At 53.5% G+C, this 14,051-nt stretch carries 13 protein-coding genes; 4 read left to right on the top strand and 9 right to left on the bottom strand.

Annotated features, from left to right (window positions below):
- Nucleotides 1-18: 18 nt before the first annotated feature.
- Entirely contained in the window at nt 19-228 is a 210-nt protein-coding gene (locus tag ACT3RQ_RS12245) for a CPXCG motif-containing cysteine-rich protein (protein ID WP_087106752.1), read from the top strand.
- 18 nt (nt 229-246) lie between these two features.
- On the opposite strand, the gene ACT3RQ_RS12240 is transcribed toward ACT3RQ_RS12245, so the two are convergent.
- From ACT3RQ_RS12240 to ACT3RQ_RS12225, 4 genes are all read right to left on the bottom strand, one after another.
- Nucleotides 247-1,068, bottom strand: a complete 822-nt coding sequence (locus ACT3RQ_RS12240; protein WP_444639480.1) for an ABC transporter permease subunit — start codon at nt 1,066-1,068, stop codon at nt 247-249.
- On the bottom strand, nt 1,065-1,976 hold the full coding sequence (locus tag ACT3RQ_RS12235) for an ABC transporter permease subunit (protein WP_444639479.1): 912 nt from the start codon (nt 1,974-1,976) through the stop codon (nt 1,065-1,067). The genes ACT3RQ_RS12240 and ACT3RQ_RS12235 overlap by 4 nt, the downstream gene beginning before the upstream one ends.
- A gap of 34 nt (nt 1,977-2,010) precedes the next feature.
- Complete coding sequence (gene potA, locus ACT3RQ_RS12230; protein ID WP_444639478.1) at nt 2,011-3,228, bottom strand: polyamine ABC transporter ATP-binding protein; 1,218 nt, start codon at nt 3,226-3,228, stop codon at nt 2,011-2,013.
- 94 nt (nt 3,229-3,322) lie between these two features.
- Nucleotides 3,323-4,426 carry a polyamine ABC transporter substrate-binding protein gene (locus ACT3RQ_RS12225; RefSeq protein ID WP_444639477.1) on the bottom strand — a complete coding sequence of 368 codons (1,104 nt, stop codon included), beginning with the start codon at nt 4,424-4,426 and terminating at the stop codon, nt 3,323-3,325.
- 358 nt (nt 4,427-4,784) lie between these two features.
- Here ACT3RQ_RS12225 and ahpC point away from each other — a divergent pair, with 358 nt between their 5' ends.
- Entirely contained in the window at nt 4,785-5,348 is a 564-nt protein-coding gene (gene ahpC, locus ACT3RQ_RS12220; RefSeq protein ID WP_444639476.1) for an alkyl hydroperoxide reductase subunit C, read from the top strand.
- A gap of 232 nt (nt 5,349-5,580) precedes the next feature.
- Nucleotides 5,581-7,137 (top strand): alkyl hydroperoxide reductase subunit F, encoded by a 1,557-nt coding sequence (ahpF, locus tag ACT3RQ_RS12215; protein ID WP_444639475.1) that lies wholly within the window; start codon nt 5,581-5,583, stop codon nt 7,135-7,137.
- 278 nt (nt 7,138-7,415) lie between these two features.
- Here the strand turns inward: ahpF and ACT3RQ_RS12210 are convergent, their stop codons facing one another.
- From ACT3RQ_RS12210 to hemA, 5 genes are read right to left on the bottom strand one after another with little or no spacing between them, the layout of a single operon-like run.
- Complete coding sequence (locus tag ACT3RQ_RS12210) at nt 7,416-8,189, bottom strand: HesA/MoeB/ThiF family protein (protein ID WP_444639474.1); 774 nt, start codon at nt 8,187-8,189, stop codon at nt 7,416-7,418.
- A gap of 4 nt (nt 8,190-8,193) precedes the next feature.
- Nucleotides 8,194-8,694: an Lrp/AsnC ligand binding domain-containing protein gene (locus ACT3RQ_RS12205; protein WP_087106768.1), complete on the bottom strand. Its 501-nt coding sequence runs from the start codon at nt 8,692-8,694 to the stop codon at nt 8,194-8,196.
- Nucleotides 8,695-8,725: 31 nt separating this feature from the next.
- Nucleotides 8,726-9,574 carry a peptide chain release factor N(5)-glutamine methyltransferase gene (gene prmC, locus ACT3RQ_RS12200; protein WP_444639473.1) on the bottom strand — a complete coding sequence of 283 codons (849 nt, stop codon included), beginning with the start codon at nt 9,572-9,574 and terminating at the stop codon, nt 8,726-8,728.
- On the bottom strand, nt 9,574-10,662 hold the full coding sequence (gene prfA, locus ACT3RQ_RS12195) for a peptide chain release factor 1 (protein ID WP_172117122.1): 1,089 nt from the start codon (nt 10,660-10,662) through the stop codon (nt 9,574-9,576). The genes prmC and prfA overlap by 1 nt, the downstream gene beginning before the upstream one ends.
- A complete protein-coding gene (gene hemA, locus ACT3RQ_RS12190) occupies nt 10,659-11,969 on the bottom strand; it encodes a glutamyl-tRNA reductase (protein ID WP_172117123.1) in 1,311 nt (436 codons plus the stop codon). The genes prfA and hemA overlap by 4 nt, the downstream gene beginning before the upstream one ends.
- A 246-nt stretch (nt 11,970-12,215) precedes the next feature.
- Here hemA and ACT3RQ_RS12185 point away from each other — a divergent pair, with 246 nt between their 5' ends.
- Complete coding sequence (locus tag ACT3RQ_RS12185; RefSeq protein ID WP_444639472.1) at nt 12,216-13,994, top strand: tetratricopeptide repeat protein; 1,779 nt, start codon at nt 12,216-12,218, stop codon at nt 13,992-13,994.
- The last annotated feature ends 57 nt before the right edge of the window (nt 13,995-14,051 follow it).

Below are 14,051 nucleotides of genomic sequence, written 5' to 3'. Positions count from 1 at the left end.
TTTTAAAGGTAGCTGCTTATGCACGATGATGCCCTGGTAAACCACGATTTTAACTGCCCCTATTGCGATGCGCCTCTGACGTTTGTCATCGATACATCTCAAGGCAGCCACGCCACGTGGGAAGATTGCCATCAATGCTGTGCGCCTATTCAGCTTGAAATCATCATCTCGCCCATGACCGGCGAACTTGAAGCCGTGTTAACCGGCCGAGACGATGACGTTTTCTAGCCAAGCGCCTCCTTGTTGCTAATTTATTTGCCGCTTGGCTTCGCTACGACGCATCAGGTACCACGCCCAAAACGTCACCAGCGATACCGTCAAAATAATCAGCGTCGCCAGCGCGTTAATTTTAGGCGATACGCCCATGCGAACAGATGAAAACACCACCATGGGTAACGTATTGGCGCCAGGGCCTGACACGAAGCTTGCGATGACCAGGTCATCCAACGACAGAGTGAAGGCGAGCAGCCAGCCCGCCGCCAGCGCAGGGGCAATAATGGGTAGCGTGATAAAAAAGAACGTTTTAAGCGGTGGTGAACCTAAATCCATTGCCGCCTCTTCTATCGAGCTATCCAACTCGCGCAGCCGTGCCGCCACTACAATGGCAACGTAAGCGCTGCAAAAGGTGGTATGCGCAATCCAGATAGTGCCTACACCGCGGTCGGCGGGCCAGCCTGTCAGCTGTGCCATTTGAACAAATAACAGTAGCAGCGACAGCCCGGTAATGACCTCGGGCATGACAAGGGGTGCCGTTACCATGCTGGAAAGTGCCGTTTTTCCACGGAAGTGACCAAAGCGCGTCATTACAAACGCCGCGACCGTTCCCAAACATACCGCCATGCTCGCGGCAAAAAACGCGATTTTTAGACTCGTCCATACTGCCGAAAGAATTTGTTGGTCCTGGAACAGCGCCCCGTACCACTGGGTTGAAAAACCCGCCCACACGGTAACGAGCCTGGAAGAGTTGAAGGAGTACACCACCAACACCGCCATCGGCAGATAAAGAAACACCAGGCCGAGTATCAGCATCACGGTTGAAAAATGCGGCCGCCGTCGTACTACGCTCATTCTTCAAGCCCCCGAGACTGGTAACGGTGAAACCAAACAATCGGTATTAGCAGCAGCAGTAACATCACCATTGCCAGCGCCGAGGCAACAGGCCAATCGCGATTAAGGAAAAACTCCTCCCAAAGTACCTTACCAATCATCAGCGTATCCGGGCCGCCCAATAGCTCGGGAATAACAAACTCGCCCACGGCCGGGATAAATACCAGCATTGACCCCGCAATAATTCCCCCCATCGAAAGGGGCAGCGTTACCTTGATAAAAGTATTGAGTTTACGTGACCCAAGGTCCGAAGCGGCCTCCAGTAGTGAATTATCCAGCCGGGCTAGATGGGCATAAAGCGGCAGCACCATAAAGGGAAGATAGGCATAGACAATACCTATCACCACGGCAAACTGCGTGTTCATCATTCGTAAAGGCGTATCGATCAGACCCAGCCCTATCAGTAGATTATTGATAAGACCGCTGTTACTTAAAATCCCCATCCAGGCATACACGCGAATCAAAAACGAGGTCCAGGAGGGCAACATTACCAGCAACAACAACAGAAGCTGCCAGCGTGCTGGGGCACGAGCCATGGCGTATGCCATCGGGTAGCCGATCAACAAACAGGCCACGGTTGAGATAAACGCCGTTTTTACAGACCCCCAATAGGCAGCTGCATACAGCGAATCGGAGAGCAAAAACAGATAGTTGCCCACGTTTAGAAAGATATGCAGGGTCTGGTTGGTATACTCAAGCAGCGGCCCATAAGGAGGGATCGCCACAACACCTTCCGACAAACTGATCTTCAGTACTAGGGCAAAGGGCAGCAAAAAAAACAGCAGTAGCCATACAAGCGGCAAGGCAATCACCGCCCGACGCCCTAACTGTAAGCGTTTGAACAGGGCAGTGAGTTGAGATGGCATCATCGCAAGCAATCTCCCAAGTAGCCAGAAAGGGCCATTAGCGGTTCAACACGATGGCACTGTGGTCTTCCCAGTAGACATACACACTGTCTTCCCAGGTTGGCCGGTCACCTCGCCGTTCGGTATTCGCCATGCTGACCTTAATCAACTGACCCGAGGCGGTGCGTACGTAGTAAAGCGAAAAACCACCCAGGTAGGCGATATCGTGGACTTTACCCTCTGCCCAATTGTAGTCAGACGAGGGTTTTTCACGCGTTAGCCAGATTTTTTCCGGACGCAGCGCGGCCCATACCCGCCGATCAACCGCTTGAGTTGTGATGCCGTGGTCGATATAAATGGGGCGCTCAAGCTCAGGCGATACGATTTGGCAGTGGTCAGCGGCATCTTCCACAATCTCGCCTTCAAACAGGTTCACCGTACCGACAAATTCCGCCACCATACGGCTGGCTGGGCTTTCGTATACATCGACCGGCGAGCCGACCTGCTCAATCCAGCCATCGGCCATAATGGCGACACGATCCGCCATGGTCATGGCCTCTTCCTGATCGTGGGTCACCATAATGCAGGTCACGCCTACCTGCTCAATGATCTCGACCACTTCCAACTGCATTTCAGTACGCAGCTTTTTATCCAGCGCGCCCATGGGCTCATCAAGCAGCAACAGTTTTGGTCGCTTGGCGAGGGAGCGCGCCAGCGCCACCCGTTGACGCTGGCCACCGGAAAGCTGATGCGGCTTGCGCTTGGCAAAGCGCTCCATATGCACCAGTTTCAGCATTTGCGCCACGCGCGCATCTACTTCCGCCTTGGCAAGCTTGTCCTGTTTTAGCCCAAAGGCAATATTTTGCGCCACCGTCATGTGTGGAAATAGCGCATAGGATTGAAACATCATGTTAATCGGGCGCTTGTAGGGCGGGATCGCAGTAATGTCTTGACCGCCCAGCAAAATATGCCCGTCCGTGGGAGTTTCAAACCCGGCAAGCATACGCAACAGCGTCGACTTCCCCGAACCCGACCCGCCTAAAAGCGCAAAAATCTCACCACGCTTCACCTGTAAATTTACATTATCTACCGCCAAGGCCTCGTCAAAGCGCTTACATAAGCCTTTAACTTCTAGCACGATGTCTTCTGCAAACCGCGGTGTCTTGCCTTGTGGGCGTTGTATCGCCAAGCCAGACGCTGCCGCCTCGTTCACTGAAGGTTCGTTTGCCGAGGGTTCGCTCGCCGAATTTCCGTCCGACAGGGGCGTAGTGACCATTCGCCACTCCCATCAAAAGACCCGGAAAACCGGGCATTAAAAGATGAACAGCGAGACAGGCAAAAGGCCTGGCTCGCTGTCGGATGAGGTTAGCTTAACGGTCAGACTTTACACGGTTCCACACACGTGTACGGATACGTTGTACCGGCTGTGGCATGTCAAGCGCCACATACAGGTTTTGCATAACCTCGGCTTCGGGATAGATCGCCGGGTCATTCAGAATTTCTTCCGGAAGGTAAGCATCGGCCGCCGCATTGGGGTTGGCGTAGCTGACGTAATCGGTAATTTCTGCGGCAATTTCCGGGTCCAGGATAAAGTTAATAAAGGCATGGGCGTTTTCAGCATTGGGTGCGTCCGCCGGGACCGCCATAACATCAAACCACAAGGCGGCGCCTTCTTTAGGAATGCTATAGCCAATGTCAAAATCACGCCCTGCTTCCTCGGCACGCTCAGCAGCCTGGAATACATCGCCTGAATATCCGCCTGCCACACAAATATCGCCATTGGCCAAGTCGGATACGTAGCGTGAAGAGTGGAAATAGGTAATATCATCGCGCACGGCGCTAATCACTTCACCGGCGGCTTCAAAGTCTTCCGCGTTTTCGCTTAGCGGGTTCAGGCCCAGGTAAGCCATGGCCGCGGGCAGCATTTCCTCCCCCGTATCCAGCATTGAAATACCGCAACCCGCCTTTTTTAACGCGGAGGTAATTTCAGGGTCAAATAGCATTGCCCAACTATCGACCGGCGCATCATCGCCCAGGATTTCTTTCACGCGGTCAACATTGTAGCCAATACCGTTAGTGCCCCACATGTAAGGCACTGAGTAGTCGCCATCAGGGTCAATCGCGTCTAAATTTTCCATCAACTCGGTATTGAGATTTTCCAGGTTAGGTAACTGCTCTTTATCAAGTGCTTGATAAACGCCCGCTTGGCGTTGACGCGTAAAGAAGTGCGTAGAAGGCACCACTACGTCATACCCCGAACGGCCTGCCAGCAAGGCAGCGTCAAGCGTCTCATTACTATCATAAACATCGTAGGTAACATCAATGCCGGTACGCTCGGTGAATTTTTCAAGCGTTTCCGGTGCTATATAATCTGACCAGTTATATACCCGTACCTCATCGGCATGGGCGACTGTCGCCGCTGCGGCTAAAGAAACGGCCGCAACGGCCCCGGAAAGTTTGTGAATGTTCCCCATTTCGTGCTCCTCATTATCCAAAAACAGTTATTCAGCAACGGTTATTCAAAAACAGCTCTTCAAAACAGTACCATCTAGATTAACGCCAGCCATCAGCCACTCGCCGTTAGCATAGGCTTTTCTACTGAACGTGCGAATTTTGCGTCGCAGCGGTCTCTATCGCAAGTCAATGTGAAAGATTCTTGCATTATAGTGGGCCTGCCCCCACTTCAAGGTCTGCGGAGCGTAGATAGGCTGCTGCATAATAGTAAAAGACTATACGCCAAATGGTGTTTTTCAATTTTAGCTATCAGGAAAATACCCCTACTATAGTCCTCAACATTTTCACCTTTATTCACAAGACACGGAGATAATCTGGATGTCCTTGATCAACACTGAAGTAAAACCGTTTAAAGCTACCGCCTATCTAGATGGCGAATTTATTGATGTCACCGAAGCTGACCTGAAGGGAAAATGGTCTGTATTCTTCTTCTATCCGGCTGACTTTACGTTTGTTTGCCCAACAGAGCTTGGCGACCTAGCCGACAACTACGAAGCCTTCAAAAAGCTGGGCGTTGAAATTTACAGCGTTTCAACCGATACCCACTTCACCCATAAAGCATGGCACGATAGCTCCGAAACGATCGGCAAGCTTCAGTACCCAATGCTGGCTGATCCCACGCTGCAAATCTCGCGTAACTTTGAAGTCCTGATTGAAGAAGCAGGCCTTGCAGAACGCGGCACGTTTGTTATCGATCCCGACGGTAAAGTTCAGATCGTTGAAATCAATGCGGGCAACATCGGTCGTAATGCCGAAGAGCTACTGCGCAAAGTTAAAGCTGCCCAGTATGTTCGTGAAAACCCCAACGAAGTATGCCCGGCCAAATGGAAAGAAGGCGAAGAAACACTCGCGCCCTCTTTAGACCTCGTTGGCAAAATCTAAACGGCGAGTGCTGCCATCTTCGTTATCTTAACCGCTCTTGAAGCGCCGCTTACGATAACGGCTTAACCAGATGGCAGCCTAACACCCGGGCTTTTTTCACCCGGGTGTTCTCTTTACATCGCGCTATTTGTTCTCCCTTTTATACCGATCTTCGCTGTGATTTTCACAAGCGCGGGCTAAATGTGGCTAAGGGTTGAGAACACCTTTTACAGATTACGAGGAATTCACTGTCATGTTGGACGCTAATTTAAAAAATCAGTTGAAAGCTTACTTGGAAAAAGTGACTCAACCGTTCGAGATCGTTGCGTCCCTTGATGACGGTGACAAGTCACGTGAACTTCACGGCCTGCTGGAAGATATCAACGGGCTGAGTGACATGATCACCCTGAAAACGGATGGTCAGGATAGCCGCACACCCTCTTTTGCGATCAACCGCACAGGTGAAGAGACGGGTGTAGTATTTGCCGGCATTCCCATGGGCCACGAGTTTACGTCGCTGGTTCTGGCACTGCTGCAAGTAGGCGGACACCCACCGAAAACCTCTGACGAGGTGCTTAACCAGATTAAAGCGCTCGAAGGCGACATGCTCTTTGAGACCTACTACTCGCTGTCCTGCCAGAACTGCCCCGATGTGGTTCAGGCGTTAAACCTGATGGCGATCTTTAACCCCAACGTCCGCCATGTGGCGATTGATGGGGCGCTCTTCCAGGACGAAGTTGAAGAGCGTGAAATTATGTCAGTGCCCAGTATTTATCTAAACGGTAAGCCGTTCGATCAGGGCCGCATGACCCTTGAGCAAATTCTAGCCAAAGTGGACACGGGCGCCGCCGACCGCGAAGCCAAAAAGCTAAGCACCAAAGCCGCATTCGATACGCTGGTGATCGGCGGTGGCCCCGCGGGTGCTGCGGCTGCCATTTATTCTGCCCGCAAAGGCATTAATACCGGTGTTGCGGCTGAGCGTTTTGGTGGCCAGGTAGCGGATACCATGAGTATCGAAAACTTTATTTCGGTCACTCATACAGAAGGTCCCAAGCTTGTTAGCGCGCTTGAAGAGCACGTCAAGGATTACGACGTTGATGTAATGAACTTGCAAACGGCAACTGCCTTTAAAGCCGCTGAGGCCGAAGGTGGCTTGCACGAAGTGACCTTTGAGTCAGGTGCAAAACTCAAGAGCAAAACACTGGTTCTGGCGACCGGAGCCCGTTGGCGCGAAATGAATGTCCCCGGCGAGCAGCAATACCGCAACAAAGGCGTTGCTTACTGCCCGCACTGCGACGGCCCGCTATTTAAAGGCAAGCGCGTCGCGGTTATTGGCGGCGGCAACTCTGGCGTTGAAGCTGCCATTGACTTGGCGGGCATCGTTGCTCACGTCACCCTTTTCGAATTTATGGGTGAAATGCGTGCCGATGCAGTACTGCAGAAAAAACTTAAGAGCCTGCCCAACGTGGACATTATCTTAAATGCTCAAACCACCGAAGTAACCGGTGACGGCAGCCGCGTTAATGGCCTGACCTACAAAGACCGCAACACAGATGAGACTACAAACATCGCGCTGGAAGGCATCTTTGTCCAGATTGGCCTGGTGCCAAATACCGAGTGGCTGAAAGGCTCGCCCATCGAAATGACGCCGCGTGGGGAGATCATCGTCGACTCTCACGGCATGACCTCGCTACCCGGCGTATTTGCCGCGGGTGATGTTACCACGGTGCCTTACAAGCAGATTATTATTGCCATGGGCGAAGGCGCAAAAGCCTCACTTGGCGCGTTTGATTACCTGATCCGTAACTAATCGCCAAGCACCAACACCAAAAAGCGGGTAGTGGTTTTCCACTACCCGCCTCCCCTATCCCTTTGACGTATAAGACCGTGACGTCATAACCGCTGCCCTACGTAATGTTATTCGGCCAAGGCTTGCCGATACCGAAGGCTCCAAGAAAATCCGGCTCTCTCCCCCCGGAGGCCGGATTTCTTTGTCTTTAACCCAGCAACCAGATAGTCGCAGCAACTCATCAAAAAAAGGGATTCTGAGCAGGACAACGCTTGCAGATGAACCAACTAATGCCTCTTCTACGAAACATCGTCCTGTTTAGGTATCACACTGCACACAGTGCAAGCCGGATCACGCGGTACGTTGAAGTGGCGCCACTGGCCTCGTAGGCCATCAAAGGTTGCAAGCCCTTGGTGGGTTTGCCCGGCGCCGCTTAGCAATTTGAACGCCTCAACGGCTTGAAAACATCCGATTAACCCCACCAACGGCGCCATCACACCACTTTCAGCGCAGCCAAGTGCCTCATCACCCATATCGTCCGGCGGGTAAAGGCAAGCATAGCAGGGGCAGTTTGGGTCACGGGGGCTAAACACCGCAAGCTGACCAGAAAAGCGAATGGCAGCACCTGACACCAACGGAACACCTACCTTTTGCGTGGCAGCATTGATGGCATAGCGGCTGGAAAAACGATCCGTACAATCCAGCACCACATCGGCAGCAGCAACGAGCTGCTCCAGGGCTCCACCCTCCGCATGTGTTTCAAGTGCTGTAATACGACAATCCGGGTTTAGTGCCTGCATACTGGCCTTGGCAGAAACCGCCTTGTTCTGCCCAATGCTTGCCTGCTGATGAGCAATTTGACGCTGAAGGTTAGATAACTCGACATGATCAGCATCTACAATCGTTATCTGCCCGACACCCGCAGCGGCCAGGTAAAGTGCCGCCGGCGAGCCCAACCCTCCCGCACCGATGATCAGAGCATGGGCACTACGCAAGCGCTCCTGCCCTTCAATATCCACTTCAGGCAGCATAATGTGGCGGCTGTAGCGCAGCAGTGTCTGATCATCCATCATCGACTTATTTGTCCTCAAAGTGCTCAACGTCGGGTACATGCAGGCTAAAGCTTTCTTTCACCTCTTCCATCACCACGTAACTTTTAGACTCTTTGACGCCGGGGAGCGTAAGCACCACGTCTCCTAATAGCTGACGGTAGGCGGCCATTTCTGGAATGCGGCATTTCAAGATGTAATCAAATTGACCAGAGACCAGATGGCACTCCTGGATTTGCGGCAGCTTTTCAACGGCTCGACGAAATTCATCAAATACGGCTGGCGATTGAGTTTCCAGGCTAATTTCAACAAAGACCAGTAAATTGGCTTTTAGCGCCTGGGGGTCAAGAATCGCTTGGTAGCCACGAATAATGCCCGCGCGCTCCAGGCGCTTGACACGCTCCAAACAAGGAGTTGTGGATAAACCAACCTCTGATGCCAAATCAACATAGGAAATACGTGCATTTTCCTGCAGGCAGCGCAGAATTTTAAGGTCGATACGGTCTAGCGTTCTATTTTTAGGTTTCATAGCAGGATCCACTACAGATAAGCCAGACGAGCTAGTAGCGCCCAAGGGTAATACGCTCATGCCCACCGAGGTCGCAAACACTTTCAACGTTTTGATAACCCGCATCCACCAGCGCTGCGCGCACTGAGGCTGCCTGACGATAGCCATGCTCTAGCAACAGCCATCCTGAGGCTGTTAAGTAGCGCCGCGCCGTGACCACTAAATGTATCAAATCGGCCAGCCCATCGCCCCCTGCCACCAGCGCACTCAGCGGCTCAAAGCGCACATCCCCTTGGTGCAAATGCGGATCGTCAGCGGCAATATACGGCGGATTACTCACAATAAGATCAAACCGCTCTACGGGTGTCGCATCCTGCTCAAAGGCAGCAAACCAATTGCTTTGCATGAACGCTACGTTATCGATCCCTAACGCGGCTGCGTTTCGCTGTGCCAAAGAAACCGCTTCTGAGCGAAGGTCGACACCAACCACCTGCCAACCAGGCTGCTCACTGGCAAAAGCCAGTGCAATGGCTCCGGTGCCCGTACCTAAATCCAGCAAGCGCCCGACGGGAGAGGCAACGTGGTTGAGCGCTGTTTCTACCAGCGTTTCGGTATCCGGCCGCGGTATTAGCGTCTCTTTTGAAGTGACCAACCGCAACCCCCAAAACTCTCGCTCACCGGTCAGGTAGGCCACTGGCTGCCCCTGAACACGCGCCGCCACCAGTGCATCAAAGCGCGCATGCTCCCACCCGGAACAAGCACGGTCGCCCCAGGTATACAGCCATGTGCGGTCCCGTTGAATTACGTGGGCAAGCAGGACATCGGCATCCAGGCGCGGCGAGGCTGAGCCGGCGGCTTTTAAGCGCTCTGCCGTGGCCTGTAGAAGCGCATCAAACGTCATTACGTGTCCTGAAGCGCCGATAGCTGTTCGGCTTGATACTCGTGGATCAAGGGCTCAATGACCTCATCCAACTGCTCGCCGCTCACCACTTCATTGAGCTTATAAAGCGTCAGGTTGATACGATGATCGGTAATTCGCCCCTGAGGGAAGTTGTAGGTACGGATACGTTCGCTACGATCACCAGAGCCTACCAGCGAGCGACGGGCATCCGCCTGCTCCTGACGTTGGCTATCGACCGCATTACGCTTCAATTTCGCGGCAAGCAGCGACATCGCCTTGGCCCGGTTTTTATGCTGACTACGCTCTTCCTGGCACTCAACCACTACGCCTGTCGGTATGTGGGTAATACGAATCGCTGAGTCGGTGGTGTTAACGTGCTGGCCACCGGCTCCACTTGAACGGTAGGTATCGACGCGTAAATCCGATGAATTAATATCGATATCGCCAACATCATCAACTTCAGGCATCACCGCCACGGTACATGCCGACGTATGAATACGCCCTTGAGATTCAGTAGCAGGAACGCGTTGCACCCGGTGAGCACCCGACTCAAATTTCAAACGCGCATAGACGCTATCCCCCTTAACGCGGGAAATAATCTCTTTATAGCCGCCCTGCTCGCCATGGTTGGTACTCACTACTTCGACGCGCCAGCCACGTTTTTCCGCATAGCGTGAGTACATACGAAATAGATCACCTGCAAAAATCGCGGCTTCATCACCACCGGTACCGGCACGTACTTCCAAAAACACGCCTCGGCCATCATCGGGGTCTTTAGGCACCAGCAAACGCTTTAGCTCAGTATCCAGTAGGTCTAGCTGCTCGCGCCCTTCACTGACTTCCATCTCGGCAAGCTCACGCATATCAGGATCATCGTCCCGGCTAAGCTGCTGGGCTGCCTCAATATCGTTTTCAACGCTGCGATAGCGCTGCCAAGCCGCTACCAGCTCATCCAGCTCGGCGTACTCACGTGAATAGTCGCGAAAACGCTGCTGATTATTAATGACCTCAGGGTCAGACAGCAGCATCGCCAGCTCTTCAAAACGTTCGGTAAAGCTATCGAGGCGTTGGCGCAAGGTATCTTTCATGCGGGCGTATTATCCTTCTGGCGGTTAGCCGTGGGCGCGGGCTTTTCAAAGGCGGGTTTAACAGGCAATAGTAAGCGTGGCGCGGCCTCCAGCAAGTCATGCTGCTCTTGCGAGGCGGCATCGCGTATTGCTTGCGTGGGCTGGTGCATTAAGCGATTAGCCAGTTGGTGAGCCAGCCGTTCAATCACTTTGGTTGGGTCTTCACCGCGCGCCAAGCGCTCCAACGCCTGATCGCGCGATTGATCGCGCAGGGTTTCGGCGTGCTGACGGTAATCGCGAATCAACTCGCCACCGTTACGAATACGTTTTTCATGCTGCCAACTACTGACACCGTGTTCAATCAGTGACTCGGCCTGATCAGCAGCTACTTGGCGATAGCGACGATTCTCTTCGATCACCTCTTCCAGATCATCGACCGTATAAAGGAATACATCGGCAAGCTCGCCTACTTCAGATTCAATATCCCGCGGCACGGCGATATCCACCATAAAAACCGGGCGGTGGCGACGCTTTTTAAGTGCGCTTTCAACCATCCCCTTACCTAAAATCGGCAGGGGGGATGCGGTGGAAGAGATAACGATATCGGCTTCTTCCAGCGCGGCCGGAATTTCAGACAGCGTAATCGCCTTACCGCCCAATCGCGAGGAGACAAGCTCAGCACGCTCACGTGTGCGGTTAGCCACAGTTAATTGACGTACACCGGCTTCATGTAGATGACGCGCGACCAGCTCGATGGTTTCACCCGCACCGATTAACAACGCCCGCGAACGACTAAAATCATCAAAAATTCGGCTAGCCATACTCACCGCAGCATAGGCCACCGAAACCGGATTTTTGCCAATCCCGGTTTCAGTACGTACCTGCTTGGCAATTGCAAAGGTATGTTGAAAAAGACGCTCAAGCTCGCCGCCTAACCCCTGCATTTGGCGCGCCTGTTGATAGGCATCTTTCAATTGCCCAAGTATTTGCGGCTCCCCCAAGACCATCGAATCCAGACCAACGGCCACACGCATTAAATGGCGCGCAGCGTCGTTGTCTAAATAGTGGTACGCGCAGCGGGTCAGCTCCTCAACACTCAAGTTATGAAAACGCCCTAGCCACTCAAGCACGGCTTGCTCGCCAGCAGCGTCCGTTACGCAATATAGTTCAGTGCGGTTGCAGGTGGAGAGCACCGCTGCTTCGCTAATATGTGACAGACCACGCAGTTGCTCCAGCGCGTGTTCTAACTGCGTCGGAGTGAAGGCTACCTGCTCGCGTACGGCCACACTGGCAGTACGGTGATTGATTCCCAAGGCAAGAAGCGTCATACGGTATGCGTCTTCGCTAGTGGTTCGGTCATCACGTTGCTATCGGTCTTGAAGTCTCAATGGTTTACGTCTTACGCTTAATTAGCGCAAGTCTGGGCAACGGCTGATCATTACTCAATTGCGCTTATCTACCAGCCTTTCAAGGCCGACTATTCTATCACAGCAGACTAACATCTGGCGTACATCACTTTGCCGCAGCCAGCCAAGCCGCTATGCTGAACGCTCGGCCACTAAAATGAGAGACGCATGCCCCTTCGCTCACTACAATTGGGTTCATCCCTACTTCCCTTGGCCGCCACCGTGGTATTCCTGAGCGGCTGCCAGTCAGCACCCTCTTATAAAGGCGGCTTGCCAGACCTGATAGCTTCTGACCCCATGCAGTCGGCCCCACCTATTACCCGAGGCCTGGACGCCGATGGTCTACGTACGCTGCTTACGGCGGAATTAGCGGGCCAACGTGGCGATTACCGCTCTGCCAGCCAAGGTTACCTGGAGGCATCGCAACGCTATAGCGCTCCGGCGCTGGCTGAACGCGCCACTTTTGCGGCTCGGTTTGGTGACGATGTAGCGTTAATGGAGGCATCCGCACTGCGTTGGCGTGAGCTGGCCCCCTCGGCAGAATCACCCAACCAGCTACTGGCCGCGATCTCTTTGCAGCGCGGTGACTGGCTGGACAGCCTTGAACAGCGGCTAGCGATCACTCAAGCAGGCGGCAATGGCGAGCTTGCGGCCTTCGTCGACATCGCTATCACGGAAGGGAGCGCACCGCTCAACTTACTGGCCCAATCAATGCGCGCCCACTTGGCTCAGCCCAGTGCAGAGCAGCTTGAGTATCATAGCGATGCTTTACTTGCCACTGCGCTACTTGAATCAGTGCTTGGCAATACCCGCCAAGCGCAAGCGTATCTGGACGACGTTGCAAAGCAAGCGCCAGAATCGGCGATGCTTTGGCTTGCCCAAGCACAACTGGCGCTCGAAGCTGGCGATCTACACACAGCCAGGCGAGCCGCGCAACACGGCGCCAGCATTGCCCCCGATGACGTACGGTTTACGCTGCTGCTGGCTCAAGCCGAAATTCGTTTGAATAATATTGCCGCTGCAGAAGCACAAACGGATGCGCTACTGGAAAGCCATGACGGAAACCAGCGCTTACGCTTGGCCCTAACGCAACTCTACCTTGAGGAAGGCTACAGCGAGCCTGCTTACCGCCTGCTGCAGCCACTCACAAGTCAGGACAACGTTCCCGATCTTGCCTACTACCTGCTGGGCGCTATTACGCAGTCCCAGGGCGATACCGATAACGCACTGCTTTACTACCGCCAGGTAGGCGAGGGAGACGAGTTTTTACCCGCCCGTGCGGCAGCCGCTCGCATGTTGATTGATGATGACCGTGTAATGGATGCGCGGGCTTTTTTACGCATTGAGCGAATGCGCTATGAAAATTACTTTGACGACCTGGTCGCCCTTGAAGTGCAACTGCTGGACGAACTGAACGCGCCCGATGAAGCATTAGCGTTACTTGACCGCGAATTGGCGCGCACACCGGATGACGTTAACCTGCTTTATTTACGCGCCATGCGCTCCTGGCAGAGTGGCAACTTCCCAGGCATGGAGCAAGATTTACGTCAGCTTTTGCGTGTTGAACCCAACAACGCAAATGCCTTAAATGCACTGGGCTATACCTTGGCAGACCTTAACCTGCCAGGACACATGGAAGAAGCCCGCGAGCTGATTGAGCGCGCCTACGAAGAAGACCCCAGCAACCCAGCGATACTTGATAGCATGGGCTGGGTATATTTCCGGCTGGGCCAAAATGAAGAAGCGCTTGTCTGGCTTGAAAGTGCCTATAACCAGATGCCCGACCAGGAAGTGGCCGCTCATTTGGCCGAAGTCTTACATGCCCTTGGTCGTAGCGATGAGGCTCGCATGTTAATCCAACGGGCGCTTGATAGCACAACGCACCACCCCCAGGTTGACGAGTTACTTGAACGTCATCCTGAACTCACCCCGTCAGGCGCTCCCTAACGGGGCTGGCGCGTCTCTTTATGCTTGATACGCCATTAAGACGCTGTCATTACCCTT

This window comes from Halomonas sp. AOP43-D1-4, from assembly GCF_052446175.1.
Lineage (GTDB): Bacteria > Pseudomonadota > Gammaproteobacteria > Pseudomonadales > Halomonadaceae > Vreelandella > Vreelandella citrativorans.
The sequence above is the reverse complement of the archived record's forward strand: the minus strand, read 5'-3'. Positions and strand labels throughout refer to the sequence as shown.

What these genes read in the sequence shown, in the direction of transcription:
- ACT3RQ_RS12245 (WP_087106752.1), top strand. Translation starts at nt 19, where the DNA reads ATGCACGATGATGCCCTGGTAAACCACGATTTTAACTGCCCCTATTGC.
- ACT3RQ_RS12240 (WP_444639480.1), bottom strand. Translation starts at nt 1,068, where the DNA reads ATGAGCGTAGTACGACGGCGGCCGCATTTTTCAACCGTGATGCTGATA.
- ACT3RQ_RS12235 (WP_444639479.1), bottom strand. Translation starts at nt 1,976, where the DNA reads ATGATGCCATCTCAACTCACTGCCCTGTTCAAACGCTTACAGTTAGGG.
- potA (WP_444639478.1), bottom strand. Translation starts at nt 3,228, where the DNA reads ATGGTCACTACGCCCCTGTCGGACGGAAATTCGGCGAGCGAACCCTCG.
- ACT3RQ_RS12225 (WP_444639477.1), bottom strand. Translation starts at nt 4,426, where the DNA reads ATGGGGAACATTCACAAACTTTCCGGGGCCGTTGCGGCCGTTTCTTTA.
- ahpC (WP_444639476.1), top strand. Translation starts at nt 4,785, where the DNA reads ATGTCCTTGATCAACACTGAAGTAAAACCGTTTAAAGCTACCGCCTAT.
- ahpF (WP_444639475.1), top strand. Translation starts at nt 5,581, where the DNA reads ATGTTGGACGCTAATTTAAAAAATCAGTTGAAAGCTTACTTGGAAAAA.
- ACT3RQ_RS12210 (WP_444639474.1), bottom strand. Translation starts at nt 8,189, where the DNA reads ATGATGGATGATCAGACACTGCTGCGCTACAGCCGCCACATTATGCTG.
- ACT3RQ_RS12205 (WP_087106768.1), bottom strand. Translation starts at nt 8,694, where the DNA reads ATGAAACCTAAAAATAGAACGCTAGACCGTATCGACCTTAAAATTCTG.
- prmC (WP_444639473.1), bottom strand. Translation starts at nt 9,574, where the DNA reads ATGACGTTTGATGCGCTTCTACAGGCCACGGCAGAGCGCTTAAAAGCC.
- prfA (WP_172117122.1), bottom strand. Translation starts at nt 10,662, where the DNA reads ATGAAAGATACCTTGCGCCAACGCCTCGATAGCTTTACCGAACGTTTT.
- hemA (WP_172117123.1), bottom strand. Translation starts at nt 11,969, where the DNA reads ATGACGCTTCTTGCCTTGGGAATCAATCACCGTACTGCCAGTGTGGCC.
- ACT3RQ_RS12185 (WP_444639472.1), top strand. Translation starts at nt 12,216, where the DNA reads ATGCCCCTTCGCTCACTACAATTGGGTTCATCCCTACTTCCCTTGGCC.